The sequence below is a fragment of the Caulobacter endophyticus genome (assembly GCF_003116815.1).
Classification (GTDB): Bacteria; Pseudomonadota; Alphaproteobacteria; order Caulobacterales; family Caulobacteraceae; genus Caulobacter; species Caulobacter endophyticus.
The window spans coordinates 110,829-124,984 of the sequence record NZ_QDKQ01000037.1 but is presented as its reverse complement, the minus strand read 5'-3'; the positions used below and the strand labels follow the sequence as shown (position 1 = coordinate 124,984).

18 protein-coding genes are annotated in these 14,156 nt (G+C 70.1%); 7 read left to right on the top strand and 11 right to left on the bottom strand.

Annotated elements, in window-relative coordinates; translation table 11 throughout:
* Positions 1-4: 4 nt before the first annotated feature.
* From DDF67_RS11055 to DDF67_RS11040, 4 genes are all read left to right on the top strand, one after another.
* Positions 5-403: a c-type cytochrome gene (locus DDF67_RS11055; RefSeq protein ID WP_109101013.1), complete on the top strand. Its 399-nt coding sequence runs from the start codon at positions 5-7 to the stop codon at positions 401-403.
* 54 nt (positions 404-457) lie between these two features.
* Positions 458-946, top strand: a complete 489-nt coding sequence (locus DDF67_RS11050) for a RidA family protein (RefSeq protein ID WP_109100949.1) — start codon at positions 458-460, stop codon at positions 944-946.
* A 99-nt stretch (positions 947-1,045) separates the two neighbouring features.
* Entirely contained in the window at positions 1,046-1,354 is a 309-nt protein-coding gene (locus tag DDF67_RS11045; RefSeq protein WP_109100948.1) for a UBP-type zinc finger domain-containing protein, read from the top strand.
* Positions 1,355-1,430: 76 nt separating this feature from the next.
* Positions 1,431-1,760: a DUF2322 family protein gene (locus DDF67_RS11040; RefSeq protein ID WP_109100947.1), complete on the top strand. Its 330-nt coding sequence runs from the start codon at positions 1,431-1,433 to the stop codon at positions 1,758-1,760.
* A 27-nt stretch (positions 1,761-1,787) separates the two neighbouring features.
* Here the strand turns inward: DDF67_RS11040 and DDF67_RS11035 are convergent, their stop codons facing one another.
* From DDF67_RS11035 to DDF67_RS11025, 4 genes are all read right to left on the bottom strand, one after another.
* Positions 1,788-3,461, bottom strand: coding sequence for an FAD-dependent oxidoreductase (locus DDF67_RS11035; RefSeq protein WP_199229208.1), 1,674 nt, complete (start codon positions 3,459-3,461; stop codon positions 1,788-1,790).
* Between the two features lie 25 nt (positions 3,462-3,486).
* Positions 3,487-3,633, bottom strand: coding sequence for a hypothetical protein (locus DDF67_RS25530; protein WP_158278033.1), 147 nt, complete (start codon positions 3,631-3,633; stop codon positions 3,487-3,489).
* A 119-nt stretch (positions 3,634-3,752) separates the two neighbouring features.
* Positions 3,753-4,274, bottom strand: coding sequence for a Dps family protein (locus tag DDF67_RS11030; protein ID WP_109100946.1), 522 nt, complete (start codon positions 4,272-4,274; stop codon positions 3,753-3,755).
* Positions 4,275-4,401: 127 nt separating this feature from the next.
* Positions 4,402-4,974, bottom strand: coding sequence for an AraC family transcriptional regulator (locus tag DDF67_RS11025; RefSeq protein ID WP_109100945.1), 573 nt, complete (start codon positions 4,972-4,974; stop codon positions 4,402-4,404).
* A gap of 160 nt (positions 4,975-5,134) precedes the next feature.
* Between DDF67_RS11025 and DDF67_RS11020 the strand changes: the two genes are divergently transcribed.
* Complete coding sequence (locus DDF67_RS11020) at positions 5,135-7,042, top strand: PAS domain-containing sensor histidine kinase (RefSeq protein WP_158278032.1); 1,908 nt, start codon at positions 5,135-5,137, stop codon at positions 7,040-7,042.
* 68 nt (positions 7,043-7,110) lie between these two features.
* On the opposite strand, the gene DDF67_RS11015 is transcribed toward DDF67_RS11020, so the two are convergent.
* The 3 genes from DDF67_RS11015 to DDF67_RS11005 all read right to left on the bottom strand — a co-directional run bounded on the left by DDF67_RS11015 (position 7,111) and on the right by DDF67_RS11005 (position 8,690).
* Complete coding sequence (locus DDF67_RS11015) at positions 7,111-7,758, bottom strand: response regulator transcription factor (protein WP_199229207.1); 648 nt, start codon at positions 7,756-7,758, stop codon at positions 7,111-7,113.
* A 52-nt stretch (positions 7,759-7,810) separates the two neighbouring features.
* The gene (locus DDF67_RS11010; RefSeq protein WP_109100942.1) at positions 7,811-8,173 is read right to left on the bottom strand and encodes a response regulator transcription factor; all 363 of its coding nucleotides are present in this window, start codon (positions 8,171-8,173) and stop codon (positions 7,811-7,813) included.
* 88 nt (positions 8,174-8,261) lie between these two features.
* On the bottom strand, positions 8,262-8,690 hold the full coding sequence (locus tag DDF67_RS11005; RefSeq protein WP_109100941.1) for a transcriptional repressor: 429 nt from the start codon (positions 8,688-8,690) through the stop codon (positions 8,262-8,264).
* A 149-nt stretch (positions 8,691-8,839) separates the two neighbouring features.
* Here DDF67_RS11005 and DDF67_RS11000 point away from each other — a divergent pair, with 149 nt between their 5' ends.
* The gene (locus DDF67_RS11000; protein WP_109100940.1) at positions 8,840-9,745 is read left to right on the top strand and encodes a LysR substrate-binding domain-containing protein; all 906 of its coding nucleotides are present in this window, start codon (positions 8,840-8,842) and stop codon (positions 9,743-9,745) included.
* 123 nt (positions 9,746-9,868) lie between these two features.
* Positions 9,869-12,049 carry a catalase/peroxidase HPI gene (gene katG / locus DDF67_RS10995; protein ID WP_109100939.1) on the top strand — a complete coding sequence of 727 codons (2,181 nt, stop codon included), beginning with the start codon at positions 9,869-9,871 and terminating at the stop codon, positions 12,047-12,049.
* Between the two features lie 93 nt (positions 12,050-12,142).
* Here katG and DDF67_RS10990 read toward each other — a convergent pair whose 3' ends face one another.
* From DDF67_RS10990 to DDF67_RS10975, 4 genes are all read right to left on the bottom strand, one after another.
* A complete protein-coding gene (locus tag DDF67_RS10990) occupies positions 12,143-12,631 on the bottom strand; it encodes a hypothetical protein (protein WP_109100938.1) in 489 nt (162 codons plus the stop codon).
* A gap of 2 nt (positions 12,632-12,633) precedes the next feature.
* Positions 12,634-13,497: a hypothetical protein gene (locus tag DDF67_RS10985; protein ID WP_109100937.1), complete on the bottom strand. Its 864-nt coding sequence runs from the start codon at positions 13,495-13,497 to the stop codon at positions 12,634-12,636.
* A gap of 12 nt (positions 13,498-13,509) precedes the next feature.
* Positions 13,510-13,749 carry a hypothetical protein gene (locus DDF67_RS10980; RefSeq protein WP_109100936.1) on the bottom strand — a complete coding sequence of 80 codons (240 nt, stop codon included), beginning with the start codon at positions 13,747-13,749 and terminating at the stop codon, positions 13,510-13,512.
* A gap of 116 nt (positions 13,750-13,865) precedes the next feature.
* On the bottom strand, positions 13,866-14,120 hold the full coding sequence (locus tag DDF67_RS10975; protein ID WP_146198015.1) for a hypothetical protein: 255 nt from the start codon (positions 14,118-14,120) through the stop codon (positions 13,866-13,868).
* Positions 14,121-14,156 lie beyond the last annotated feature (36 nt).

Below are 14,156 nucleotides of genomic sequence, written 5' to 3'. Positions count from 1 at the left end.
CCTGATGCTTCGCCACGCTTTCCCGGCGCTCGCCGCTTTCGGCCTCGTCGTCGGCGCCGCCTCGTCCGCCCTCGGCGCCCCTCCCGGCCAGACCCTCTACGCCGACAACTGCTCGGCCTGCCACCAGGCCACCGGCAAGGGCGTCAAGGGCGCCTTTCCGGCCCTGGCCGGCTCGCCGCTGGTGCAGGGCGACGGCAAGGCCATGGCCGGCGTCGTGCTGAACGGCCGGGCCGGCATGCCCGCCTTCAAGGACGACCTGTCCGACGCCGAGCTGACCGGCCTTCTGAACTATGTCCGCACCGCGTGGGGCAACAAGGGCAAGCCCGTCAGCTTCGCCGACGTCTCGGGCGTCCGCGCCCAGTCCAAGGCCGGCGCCAAGGCGCGCGGCCTGCAGGCCCACTAGTCCCGCGCCCTCGGATTTCGGTCCAGGTTGAGTTCCCCAGGAGAGAAACGCCCAATGAAACGCCTCGCCCTCGCCCTCGTGGCGACCGCCGCCGTCAGCACGCCCGCCCTGGCCCAGGAGATCGTCCGCGGCGGCGACCCCAAGTCGGCCATCGCCAGCGTGGTCACCGTGCCGGCCGGCTACGACACCATCTATGTCAGCGGCATGACCCCGCCGGTGGTCGACGCCAAAGCGACCGGCGTGGCCAAGTTCGGCGACACCAAGACCCAGACCATCGGCGTCATCAAGCGCCTGGAAGACGCGCTCAAGAGCCAGGGCGCGACCCTTTCGGACGTGGTGATGATGCGCGTGCTGCTGGTCGGCGACCCGGCCAAGGAGGGCAAGATGGACTTCGCCGGCATGATGGAGGGCTACAAGACCTTCTTCGGCACGGCCGAGCAGCCCAACAAGCCCTCGCGCATCACCAGCCAGGTCACCGCCCTGGTCGCCGACGGCATGCTGGTCGAGATCGAGGTCCAGGCCGCCCGCAAGCCGAAGAAGTAGCCGCGGCCGGCCAATAAGGGGTCGGGAAACGCAAGCGCTCCGGACGGTTTGGCGACATCATCGCCGGACTGTCCGGACACTGCGAGGAAGGCCGCCCCGATGAGCTGCACCCACCTGTCGACCATCGCCGTCGTGACGCCCAGCGCAGACGGCTGCGAGGAATGCCTCAAGACCGGCGGCTGGTGGGTGCACCTGCGCCTCTGCCGCGCCTGCGGCCACGTCGGCTGCTGCGACCAGTCGCCCAGCCGTCACGCCAGCGCCCACTTCGCCGCCACCCAGCACCCGATCATCGAGGGCTACGACCCGCCGGAGGGCTGGGGCTGGTGCTATGTCGACGAGGTGATGTTCGATCTTTCCGAGTACAAGACGCCCCACCCGCGCCCGATCAAGCGGTGGGTCGAGGGGTAAGACCGTAGCGCCTTCCCGCCCTTGAGTGCTACACGCCCGCCCGCAACTCACTCCGGAATTCAGAGACAAGCGGGCGATGATCCAACCTGGCGCGACCTTCAAGGACAACCTTCAGCAACTGCCGGCCGTCGAAGGCGTGCAGCGCATCGACCTGGTCGACGCCGGCGGGACCGTGGTCGCCAGCATCGAGAACCAGCCGGGCAAGCAGGGCTCGCTGGCCGTCTATCAGTATCTGAACCAGGCTTTCGGCGCCCTGGACGCCAAGGCCGCCGAGCACGGCCTGGCGGTGTTCGCCGAGCACACCGCCGACGCGCGCCAGCGTCCCGGCGCGCACCCCAATGTCGACCGCCTGCTGGCGATCGCTGGCGGCGAAGCGCCGCTCGAGATCGTGATCGTCGCCGGCTGATCCTGACCGGACGCCGAGCCGGCGTCCCTAGACCGCCCGCAGCGCTTCCAGGTCCCGGTGGATCGCAGAGACCACCACCGAGCCCTCGCCCACCCCGGCGGCGACCCGCTTGATTGAGCCCGAGCGCACGTCGCCCACGGCGTAGACGCCCGGGCGATGGGTCTCGTAGGCCGAGCGGGCGGTGGGGGCCTGGCCGCTCTCGCCGGTCAGGACGAAGCCGCGCTCGTCCAGGTCGAGGCAGCCGCGCAGCCAGTCGGTGTTGGGCTCGGCGCCGATCATCACGAACAGCGCGCCCGCGTCGACCACCGTCTCCTCGCCGCTGCGATGGTCGGTCCAGCCGATCCGGCTCAGGGTGCGTTCGCCTTCCAGCCGCGAGACCTCGCTGAACGGATGCAGGGTGATGCGGGCCGAGCCCTCGATGCGCTGGACCAGATAGTCCGACATGGTCGCCGCCAGCCCCTCGCCGCGCACCAGCATGTGCACATGGCCGACGGTGCGCGACAGGAACATCGCCGCCTGGCCGGCCGAGTTGCCGCCGCCGACCACCACCACCGCCTGGCCCCGGCAGAGGTCCGACTCCATGGCCGTGGCGGCATAGTGGATCGCCTGGCCGTCGAAGCGGTCATAACCCGCAACGTCCAGCTTGCGGTAGCGCGCGCCCGAGGCGATCACCACCACCCGCGCCTGCAGGGTCTGGCCGTCCTCCAGCTTCAGCCGGTAGGGGCGCTTGTCGCACTCGACCCCGACCACCGCCCGCGACACCGCCAGCCGCGCGCCGAACTTCTGGGCCTGCACCTGGGCGCGGCCGGCCAGGGCCTGGCCCGATATACCGGTGGGAAAGCCCAGATAGTTCTCGATCTTCGAGCTGGCGCCGGCCTGGCCGCCGGGCGCCATGCCCTCGACGATGACGGTCGCCAGCCCTTCCGAGGCCGCATAGGTCGCGGCCGACAGGCCCGCCGGCCCGGCCCCGACCACCGCCACGTCGAACACCTCGTCGGGGTCGAAGCGCTCGGTCATGCCCAGGCGATCGGCCAGGTCCATGGTGTCGGGATTGAGCAGCAGGCTGCGGTCGGGCAGCACCACGGCCGGCAGGTCGGCGACATCCAGGCCGTGACGGCCCATGCAGCCGGTCGCGGCCTCGTCGTGCTCCACGTCGACCAGCCGCAGCGGATAGCCGTTGCGCACGGCGAAGCGCTCGATGCGCAGGGTGTCGGGGTCGTCGGGCCGGCCGATCAGCACGATCCCGGCCTCGCCGTGATGCAGGAAGCCCATGCGGCGCAGGATGAAGGCCCGCATGACGATCTCGCCGATGTCGGGCTCGGCCGCCATCATCCGCGGCACGTCGCGGTTGGCCACCCGCACCACCCGGCCGTCGACCAGCGCCCGGGCGCTGACCAGCAGGGCCCGGGCGTTGACCTGGTCGAGCTCGCCGCTGAACTGGCCCGGGCCGTGGATCGTCAGGATTTCGTCGTCGCCCTCCTCGCCGCTGCGGGTGATGCTGACCTGCCCGTCCAGCACCAGGAAGAAGTCGGCCCGCCGGTCGCCGCGCCGAAACAGCACCTGGCCCTGGGCGATCGCCTCCTCGACGCCATAGCCCGAAAGCCGTCGCACCATGTCGGGCGACAGCACGGGAAAGATCTGGGCGGTGCGGGCGTAGGGATCGTCGGCGGCGAGCGGTCTGCCTGCTAGAGGGTCGTTCACGGCGGGGTCTCCTGATCGTGCGACCCTAGTTCACGGAACGCGGCGAGGCGACGTCTTGAATGGAAACGGCGCCGCGTTCAGGCGCGGTGCGCGGGGCCACGGCAAGGAACGCCGTCAGGGCCAGCAGGGCGGCGGTCGCGGCGCTGAGCGCCAGTTTCTGGACGCCGGTCATAAGGGCGCTCTTGTCGAAAGGAGGCGGCCCCGCCCGCCGCCTGGGGGCGCGGCGGGCGGGGCCTTGCGGAACCTTCGCCTGGGGGGAAAGGCGGCGCAGATTCCGAGCGGGTCGGAGCCTTAGCTGCGGTCGCGGCGGCCGGACTCGAACAGGAACCAGACGCGCTTTTCGGTCTCGTCGATCCAGTTCTCCAGCAGGCTGGCGGTGGCGATGTCGCCGTGCTCGTCGCACAGCGAATGGACGGCGCGCATGGCCGCGGCCAGGCCGCCGTTGTCGTCGCGCAGCTCGGCCAGCATGTCGTGCGGCTCCACATAGTCGGCGTCGTTGTCCAGCACCCGCTGGGCGCGGGCGATGTGGCCGATCGAGCGCAGGGTCGCGCCGCCCAGCTTGCGCACGCGCTCGGCGATCGGGTCGGTCATCGCGTAGAGCTCGTCGCCCTGCTCGTCGAACATCAGGTGATAGTCGCGGAAGTGCGGGCCCGAGACGTGCCAGTGGAAGTTCTTGGTCTTGATGTAGAGCGCGAAGACGTCGGCCAGCAGGGCGGTCAGGCCGGCGGAGATGTCCTTGGCGGCGGCCTCGCCCAGGCCGGTGGGCGTGGTCAGCGGGGCCAGGCGCCGGGCGCGGGCGATTTCGGTGTCCATGGGTCGTCTCCTGCGAAGGGCGGGGCCTGGCCGCGCCGTTGAAGATCATCCTGCGCCACAAACCTTCGGCGCTCTTGGCGCGAGACGCGCCGGCTTGAACGTCGGCGCCGCCTCAGACCTCGTCAGCTCAGGCTCGGCGAAGCGAACCCATGACCAGGGACCGGCCCCACGGCCGGTTTTCGCGTCGCCAGACGTTGGGGGTCTGACCGATGTAGCGGCGGAACAGGCGCGTCAGGTGGGCCTGGTCGGCCAGGCCGCAGACGGCGGCGATGTGGGCCAGGCTCTCGTCGGTCTCCAGCATCATCGCCTGGGCGTGCTCCAGCCGCCGGCGCATGATGTAGGCGTGCGGCGTCTCGTCGGTGCTGACCTTGAAGGCCCGGCAGAAATAGCTGGCCGACAGCCCCACCCGCGCGGCCAGCGCGCCGACAGAGACGCTGACGCCGATATTGGCCTCCACATGGACCGCCACCGCCCGGATCTGCCAGCCGGCCAGGCCGCCGCGCGCCGGCCCCGTGGACCGCACCCGCGAACCCGGCAGGAAGCTGCGCTCCTCTCGCGGCGCGGCGCTATTGAGCACCACCGCCAGCCGATCCAGCATCTCGCGGGCCGAGCCGACGTCCGCGTCGAGGGCGGCCAGCGCCTGCTCGACCAGCCAGATCGCCTGGGGCGGGGTCTTCTGGGTGTCGATGGTCTGCAACATGGCTCCGGTCTCCTGCCGCCTTGGATGACCGCAACCCTAGCGAGGCCTGCTCGCGACACACACCGTACGGACGTTCACCGGGCGTATCGACTTGGTTGGCACGCCCCAGACCTTGGTATGGGGTCCCGGCCTGGGGCAGGCTTGCGCTATGAATCGCCTGATGCGCTTCTCGCCCTTTCCTTCGTCCCGCCCCTCGCCGCTGGGGCGCCGCCTGCGCCTGGGCGGCGCGGCCCTGATCGCCGCGGCGGTGTTCGTGATCGACACCTTCACCCCGCTCTCCAGCGCGGTGGCGGTGCTCTACGTCCTGGTGCTGCTTCTGGTCGGCGAGGAGCTGCCGGGCCGCAGGCTCTGGGTGGTCACCCTGGCCTGCGCGGCCATGGCCACGATCAGCTTCGCCTTCGCCCATGGCGAGGACGTGGAGCTGGCGCCGACCCTGCGCCTGCTGGTCAGCCTGGCCGCGCTGGGCGTGGCGGCCTTCCTGACCGGCCGCAACCTAGCGGCCCGCGAGATCCTCCAGGCCCAGGCCCGGCTGCTCGACGTCACCTCCGACGCCATCTTCATCCGCGACGCGCAAGGACGGATCACATTCTGGAACCGGGGCGCCGAGCGGCTCTACGGCTGGGATCGCCGGGAGGCCTTGGGTCAGGACGCCCACCGCCTGCTGGAAACCGCCCTGCCCGCCCCGCCCGGAGAGATCGCCGCCCACGTGGCCCGCGACGGCGCCTGGCAGGGCGAGGTGACCCAGCGCCGCAAGGACGGCGCGGTCCTGACCGTACTCAGCGAATGGATCCTCGAGCGCGACGCCGAAACCGGCGCCCACGCCCTGCTGGAAAGCAACACCGACATTTCCGACCTGCGTCGCGCCGACGAGGCCCTGCGCCGCAGCGAGGCCCGCTACCGCACCATCTTCAACACCCTGGCGGTGTCGATCTGGGAGCACGATTTCCGCCCGGTGAAGGCCGCCCTCGACGACCTGCGCGCCCAGGGCGTGACGGACCTGGCCGAGCACCTGGCCCGCAACCCCGAGGTCGCCCGCCAGATCAAGGCCAGGGTCGGCATCACCGACGTCAACGCCACGGCCCTGAAGATGATGGGCGTCGCCGACAAGGCCGGCTTCTTCCAGCGCCTGGACGAGCTGCTGCCCGAAACCGACGACAGCTTCGCCCAGTTCCTGATCGCCTTCGACGCCGGCGCCCCCCGCTTCGAGACCGAAACCACCGTGCGCAGCCGCACCGGCGAGCTGATCCCGGTGATGGTCGCCCTGAACTTTCCGCCGGACGCCCAGGGGCTCGACCGCGTCCAGGCCTCGATCGTCGACCTGACCGAGCAGCGGCGTATGCAGGAGCGGCTGGACCGCGCCCGGTCCGAGCTGGAGCACGCCCTGCGGGCGGCGACCCTGGGGGTGCTGTCGGCCTCGATCGCCCATGAGGTCAACCAGCCCCTGGCGGCCATCTCCAACGCCGCCGGCGCGGCCCAGCGCTGGCTCGACCGCGAGACCCCCGATCTCGACGAGGCCAAAGAAGCGGTCGCCGACGTCGTCCACGCCGCGGCCCACGCCGCCGAGGTGGTGCGCGGCATCCGCGGCCTGATCGCCCAGACCCCCGCCGACCGCGCAGCCCTGCCGGTCGACGGCCTGCTGGCCGCCTCGGCCGGCTTCGTCCGGCGCGAGATCGCCGAGCACGGCGTCGAACTGATCCTCGACCCGCAGGCACCCGACACCCTGGTCCAGGGCGACCGCGTCGTGCTGCAGCAGGCGCTGGTCAATCTGATGCTGAACGGCGTCCAGGCCATGGCCGCCGTCCCGGCCGAGGCCCGCCGCCTGCACGTGCGCTCGCGCCGCGAGGGCGACGAGGCCGTCATCGAGATCGCCGACACCGGCCCGGGCTTCCCGCCCGAAGAGGTCGACCGCGCCTTCGAGGCCTTCTTCACCACCAAGCCCGGCGGCATGGGCCTGGGCCTGGCCATCTGCCGGTCTGCGGTGGCGGCCCACGACGGCCGGATCGCCGTGCTGCCGCCCGCGCCCGGCCGGATCGGCGCGCGGATCGAGATCAGGCTGCCGGCCTCCTAGGCGGGCGCGGCGCCAGCGCCGTCCGGCATGGCCCACCACCTCGAGCACGTGAGGATTGGGCCGGCCTCCTACCCCGCCCGGTCGCGCTCCAGGGCTTCGGCCATGCGCACCAGTTCGGCGAAGGAGCCGGCGCGCATCTTCTTCATCAGGCTGCCGCGGTGCAGCTTGACGGTGATCTCCTGCAAGCCGAGCTCCCCGGCCACCTGCTTGTTCAGCAGGCCGGCGGTGACCAGGGTCATGACCTGCTGCTCGCGCGGGGTCAGGGCGTCGAAGCGGGCCTTCACCTGCGCGACGTCGCGGGCCAGGGCGCGGCGCTTGCCGTCCTTGGCCAGGGCGGCGGTGACGGCGTCGATCATGTCCTGGTCGCGGAACGGCTTGGCCAGGAAGTCGACGGCGCCGGCCTTCATCGCCCGCACCGTCATCGGCACGTCGGCATGACCGGTCATGACGATCACCGGCGCCCGCACGCCTCGCGCCGCCAGGGTCTCCTGCAGGTCGAGGCCGCTCATCTTGGGCATGCGCACGTCCACCAGTATGCAGCACGGGGTGTCGGGCAGGGCCGCGTCCAGCAGCGCCTGAGCCGAACCGTAGAGCGCCGTGCGCAGGCCCACCGACCGGAACAGCCTGTCCATCGAGCCGCGGAACATCTCGTTGTCGTCGACGACCAGCACGGTCTGCACCGTCTCGTCGATCGCGCTCTCGGCCTTGCCCGGCATCCCCATCACCCCTTCCACTTCCGACGCGCCCCCGCGCCTCACGCCCCGGCCTTCAAACCTCGCCTAGCATCCGCTTCAAGGTCGCCTCGATCCGGTCGGGCGCACAGGGCTTTTCGAGGAAATCGCGCGCGCCGGCCGCCATGGCCTGGTCGCGCATGTCCGGAAAGGCCGTGACCACCACCACCGGCAGGTCCGGATGGCTGGCCTGCAGGCGGCGCAGCAGGTCGAGGCCCGAGATCTCCGGCATGTGGATGTCGGTGACCACGCAGCCCCAGGCCTCCACGCCCGAGGCCAGGAAGCTGGCCGCCGAGCCGAAGACCCCGACCTCCAGCCCGAACGAGCGGATCAGCCGCGCGAGGCCGGAACGGACTAGGGCGTCGTCGTCGATGACGGCGATGGCGCGCCGGCGGGACATGGCGTTTGCTCTAAACACGCCCGGAACATGGACGCTGACGAGGACTGGATTAGACCACGCGCCCCGCCGCCGACACCCATACGCTGGTTTATCCCCCGCTCCCGCCCGCGCGGCGCATGACGACCACCACCTCCACCTCGCCGGGGCGCCTGGCCAGGGCGTCGCGCAGCATGGCCAGCAGGGTCTCGGGCGAGACGTGCAGGTCGACGATCCGCGCCGTCTCCTCGTAGATCAGGTGAAAGTGCGGCTCCGGCTGGGTGTCGAACACCGGCTCGGCCGTGGTGGTCGGCAGCCGTCCCAGGAGGCCGTGGTCGGCGAAGGCCTCGACCTGGCGGGCGATCTCGGCCGGCGGCAGGGCCAGGCCGGCCTCGGCGGCCAGCTCGGCGATCTCGTGCGCCGTCAGGTGCGTTTCCTCGGACTGGCGCAACAGCGCCAGCAGCCGCGCGGTCGGCCCGCGAAACGGCAGGCCCGCGCGACGCAGCTCGTCCTGCAGGACGGCGTCCACGGCATGAGGCATCCAGGCGTCCTCCCGGGCGGCAAGGACGGCCGGGGTCGTTCGAGCGCCACGGCCTGTCCCGCCTCACGCGAACCTTCGCGCAGGCGGGCCTTGAATAGAAGCGCCAAAGATCAATGATATCGATAGGCGTCACCTATCGAGACCCGGCCATGAACCTGCGAGACCTCCGCTACCTGCTGGCCGTGGCCGAGCACGAGCACTTCGGCCGCGCCGCCCGCGCCTGCGGCGTCAGCCAGCCCACCCTGTCGGTGCAGATCCGCAAGCTCGAGGACGTGCTGGGCGTCGTCCTCTTCGAACGCGGCGGCAAGGTCGCCGCCCCCACCGCCGCCTGCCGCCAGCTGCTCGACCACGCCCGCGCGGCGGTGACGGCGGCCGAGGGCGTGCTGGCCACCGCCCGCAGCCTGCGCGATCCGCTGGCCGGCCGCTTCCGCCTGGGCGTCATCCCCACCCTCGCCCCCTACCTGCTGCCGCTCGTCTTCGGTCCGCTGCGCGAGGCCCTGCCGTCGCTGGAGCTGGAGCCCTGGGAGGACCAGACCGCCGCCCTGCTGGAACGCCTGCGCGCCCACGAACTCGACGCGGTGCTGCTGGCCACCGACGAGACCGCGCCCGACCTGATGGGCGTGCCGCTGTTCGCCGAGCCGTTCCTGGCCGCCCTGCCGCCAGAGCACCCCCTGGCCGCGCGCGAGGCCGTGGCCGAGACGGACCTCGCCCGCGACATCCTTGTTCTCTCCGACGGCCACTGCCTGCGCGACCAGGCGCTTGAGGCCTGCGGCCAGACCACGGCGCTCGGCGCGGCCCTGCGCGCCTCCAGCCTGACGACCCTGCTGAACATGGTCGCCGCCGGCTATGGCACCACCCTGATCCCGGGCCTGGCGGCCGGAGCGGCGCAGGACGCCGGCATCGTGCTGCGCCCCCTCACCACCTGGACCGGCCGCACCATCCGCATCGTCTGGCGCGCCCACTATCCCCAGCGCCCCGCCGCCGAGGCCGTCGGCGAGGTCATCGCCCGCCGTTTGCGCGGGTACACGGAGAGTACGGCCGCCACCGCCGCCTAGTAGGTTGGCTGCGTCTATCGAAGCGATAGGAACAATCAATTGTACCAATGGCGGCAAGGACGCGTTGACTAGGCCCGACGGGGGAAATGGCGAACGCAACAAGCCAACCGGAGGAAGCCGACAATGGATGGGAACGTCGATCCTAACGCGCAGGGCCAGTGCCCGGTGGGCCATGGCCGCGGACGAGCAAACCGCGACTGGTGGCCTCAAAAGCTCAGCCTCGAAAGCCTGAACCAGCATAATCCGCGCTCCAATCCGCTGGGCGCGAGCTTCAACTACGCCGAGGCGTTTCGGAGCCTCGACCTCAACGCGGTGATCGCCGACCTCCACGCCCTGATGACCGACAGCCAGGACTGGTGGCCCGCCGACTTCGGCCACTACGGCGGCCTCTTCATCCGCCTGGCCTGGCATAGCGCCGGCACCTATCGCACCAGCGACGGCCGCGGCGGCGCGGGCGGCGGCCAGCAGCGCTTCGCCCCGCTCAACAGCTGGCCCGACAACGCCAATCTCGACAAGGCCCGCCGCCTGCTGTGGCCGATCAAGCAGAAGTACGGCGCCAAGCTGTCCTGGGCCGACCTCTATGTGCTGGTCGGCAACGTCGCCCTGGAGTCCATGGGTTTCAAGACCTTCGGCTTCGGCGGCGGCCGCGCCGACCAGTGGGAGCCCGAGGAACTCTACTGGGGCCCTGAAGGCAGCTGGCTCGGCGACGAGCGCTACAGCGGCGAGCGCCAGCTGCATCCGGCCCTTGGCGCGGTGCAGATGGGCCTGATCTACGTCAATCCGGAGGGCCCCAACGGCAATCCCGACCCGAAAGCCGCCGCGCGCGACATCCGCGACACCTTCGCCCGCATGGCCATGAACGACGAGGAGACCGTCGCCCTGATCGCCGGCGGCCACAGCTTCGGCAAGACCCACGGCGCGGGCGACCCGTCCTTCGTCGGCGTCGAGCCCGAGGGCGGCGAGATCGAGGCCCAAGGCCTGGGCTGGTCCAGCAAGCACGGCACGGGCATCGGGGCCGACGCCATCACCGGCGGCCCGGAAGTGATCTGGACCCAGACCCCGACCAGATGGAGCAACCTCTTCTTCGAGAACCTCTTCAAGTTCGAATGGGAGCTGCACGAAAGCCCCGCCGGCGCCAAGCAGTGGCGGGCCAAGGACGCCCCGGCCGACATCCCCGACGCCTATGACGCATCCAAGACGCACGTACCGCGGATGCTGACCACGGACCTGGCCCTGCGCTTCGACCCCGAGTACGAGAAGATCTCGCGCCGGTTCCTGGAGAACCCCGACCAGTTCGCCGACGCGTTCGCCCGCGCCTGGTTCAAGCTGACCCACCGCGACATGGGCCCCAAGCAGCGCTACCTCGGCCCGCTCGTGCCGGACGAGACCCTGATCTGGCAGGATCCGATCCCCGAGGTCGACCACCCGCTGGTCGACGCCGCCGACATCGCCGAGCTGAAGCGCCAGATCCTGGCCTCGGACCTGTCGGTCGCCGAGCTGGTCTCGACAGCCTGGGCCTCGGCCTCGACCTGGCGGGGCTCGGACAAGCGCGGCGGCGCCAACGGCGCCCGCATCCGCCTTGCCCCCCAGAAGGACTGGGAGGTCAACGACCCGCCCACCCTGGCCAAGGTGCTGGGCGTGCTCGAAGGGATCAAGGCGACGTTCGACGGCGCGGCCGAGGGCGGCAAGAAGATCTCGCTGGCCGACCTGATCGTGCTGGGCGGCGCGGTGGGCGTCGAGGAGGGCGCCAAGGCGGCGGGCTCGCGGATCACCGTGCCCTTCGTCCCCGGCCGGACCGACGCCTCGGCCGAACAGACCGACGCCGACTCCTTCGCCCCGCTGGAGCCGCTGTCGGACGGCTTCCGCAACTACCGCCGCGAGGGGACCCAGTTCATGGCCCCCGAGGAGGCCCTGGTCGACCGCGCCCAACTGCTGCGGCTGTCCGCTCCCGAGATGACCGTCCTGGTCGGCGGCCTGCGGGTGCTGGGCGCCAATGCCGGAGGCTCCAAGGCCGGGGTGTTCACCGAGCATCCGGGCGTGCTGAGCAACGACTTCTTCGTCAACCTGCTCGACATGGGCACGACCTGGAACCCGACGGCCGTCAACGCCTTCGCCGGCGCCCCCCGCGCCGGCGGCGACCCCCGCTGGACCGCCACCCGCGTCGACCTGATCTTCGGCTCCCACGCCGAACTCCGCGCCCTCGCCGAGGTCTACGGCTCCTCCGACGCCCAGGACAAGTTCGTCACCGACTTTGTGGCGGCCTGGACCAAGGTGATGAACGCAGATCGGTTCGATCTGCGGTGAGGGCGGGGATCTAGCTCAGGAAGTTGGGGCGCCGGCCGAAAGGCTGGCGCCCTTTCTTTGGGGCCAAGGCCCATCGACCACGGCCGCTGGAGCCTAGCCGTCGTCGGGCTCAAGCTGGGCCCGATAGATTATCTCCTGCCGCAGCCTCATGCGCTCGCGGAAGTAACCCCACACCGGCTCAAGGCCGCTCGCTAGTCGCTCCTTGTTCTCCAGCTCCGTCTCGACCTCTTCGATGGCGAGCAGGCGGCGCAATCGAAAGCGGAGCAAGTTGCCTGGCTCAGGCGCCCATTCCAGGGGTTGCTGCAGGGCGATGCGCAGTCGCGACATGTCGTAGAGCCAATAGACAAGATCCACCCCGGGACGGAGAACCAGGACCGCCCCGACGAAGCCGGCCGTAAGGGCAAGCGCCAGCGAACCCTGGAACGTAAAAGTCAGGCCTCCAAAAAGGCAGGCGACCAGGCAGAACGCCACAAGGACGCTGCCACGCATCCAGATCATCCAGAAGAGATCGACAAACCAGGCGACGGTGATGGCCAAGGTCAGGCAGAGAACGATCGTGGCAGCCGGCAGGATCGGGTCCATGACTATGCGGTCTTTTGCTCGGAGCCGTCGGGGCCGGCCTCGACATCCGCCCCTTCATCGAGAACGTCGTCGGCGTCCTGCTCGTCCAAATGCAGCAGAACCACGTGCCGGATGGCGCTGGCGTCCAGGGCCACGCCTCCTTCGACCTCACCATCCTCTTCATCATGCACGGCGAATGCCGCGGCCTTGCCGGAACTGAACCAGCGCGCGGGCTTGCCGGCCTTGAACGCGTAAAGGAACCGGCGGCACTCGGCGAGAAAGATGCTCTTGATCTCCCCATCCGCGCCTTGCCGGAGATCAGCGATCACGCCCTCGAAACCGACGCCCAAATCGCCCGACGTCAGGTTGGTGAAAACCCGGGCGTAGGGCACGAACCCATGGCGGCCAGGACGGACGATCCTCTGGAAGGCCCACCCTTGGCCCCTCAGGTCGAACTGCTCGAACACGACGTCGAGGCCCGGGTTACGCACCAGGAAGAAGATGAAGGCCGACTGGAGAAGGACGACGATCAGAAAGACGGCCAGGCTGGCCAGCGCCGCCGCGGGCTCGGTCGCGGCCGGACCGGCCGGCGTTCGTGGCAGAGCGAACTGAAAGGCCGCGACATAGGGATCGTCGAAAACCGGTCCGTAGCTCCGGGACAAGATCTCACCGACCTCGACCAACGACTCGCGCAGCACCAGGATCGCGCCGTAGCTGAAGAGATGGGACAGCAGCGACAACGCCAACACCGCGAACAGTGCCGTAAGCGAGGTTAGCTGAAGTTCCTGTCGCCGCGCGGCCTCACCCCCGTGGTTCCAGGCCGCCACGGCGCCTATGCCAGGCAGCAGCAGCAGCAAGCCCGCCAGCAGGGAGAGGGTGAGGTTCACAGGCGCGAAGCCTTATTCCGGCGTCGTGGCCTGTATCTTCCCGATGATCTGACCCCGGCGCAGCCGACGAGTCGATCGCACGACCCAGTCGCCATCGGTCTCTTTGTGTATTTCGACGGCTTCGCCTTGCTTGGCTTTTCGCGCCAATTCGCGCTTGGCCTGGGCAAGGGCCATGAAGCGGTCCACGCCGCCGACCCGCCGGACGGCGGCGCCGATCTTGGTCTGCTGACTTCTGGTCGTGACGGTGGCCATGGTCGTTCCTCGAACTACATAATGCGCGTCGCAAGGAAAGGTAAGCCAAGTTTGGTGAGCCTAGAGTGTCCACCAGATGGTTAACTTGGCCTGAAGAGGCGTCGGCCGAGCTGGTTTCAGCCCGCGGTCTTCGGGTCGGAGGCCCCAGAGGACCCGGCCACCGAGGCGCCCTGCTTCACCTTGAGGGCTTCCTTGATCTTGGGCTTCTGCGGACGCTTCGGGCCCGACGGCAGGGGCAGGTTCTTCGGCCTTTTCAGGTCCGCGAGCGGACGTAGGGCGCGCGTCCCCTTCTGCTTCAGCAGCTTGCGCTTCCGTCTTTTGTTGTAGGTCCTCAGCCCAGTCATCTTGCCGCCTAACCACTTGAGAATCACTCGCTATGGTGGCGATGATTTCAATACTCTCGCAAT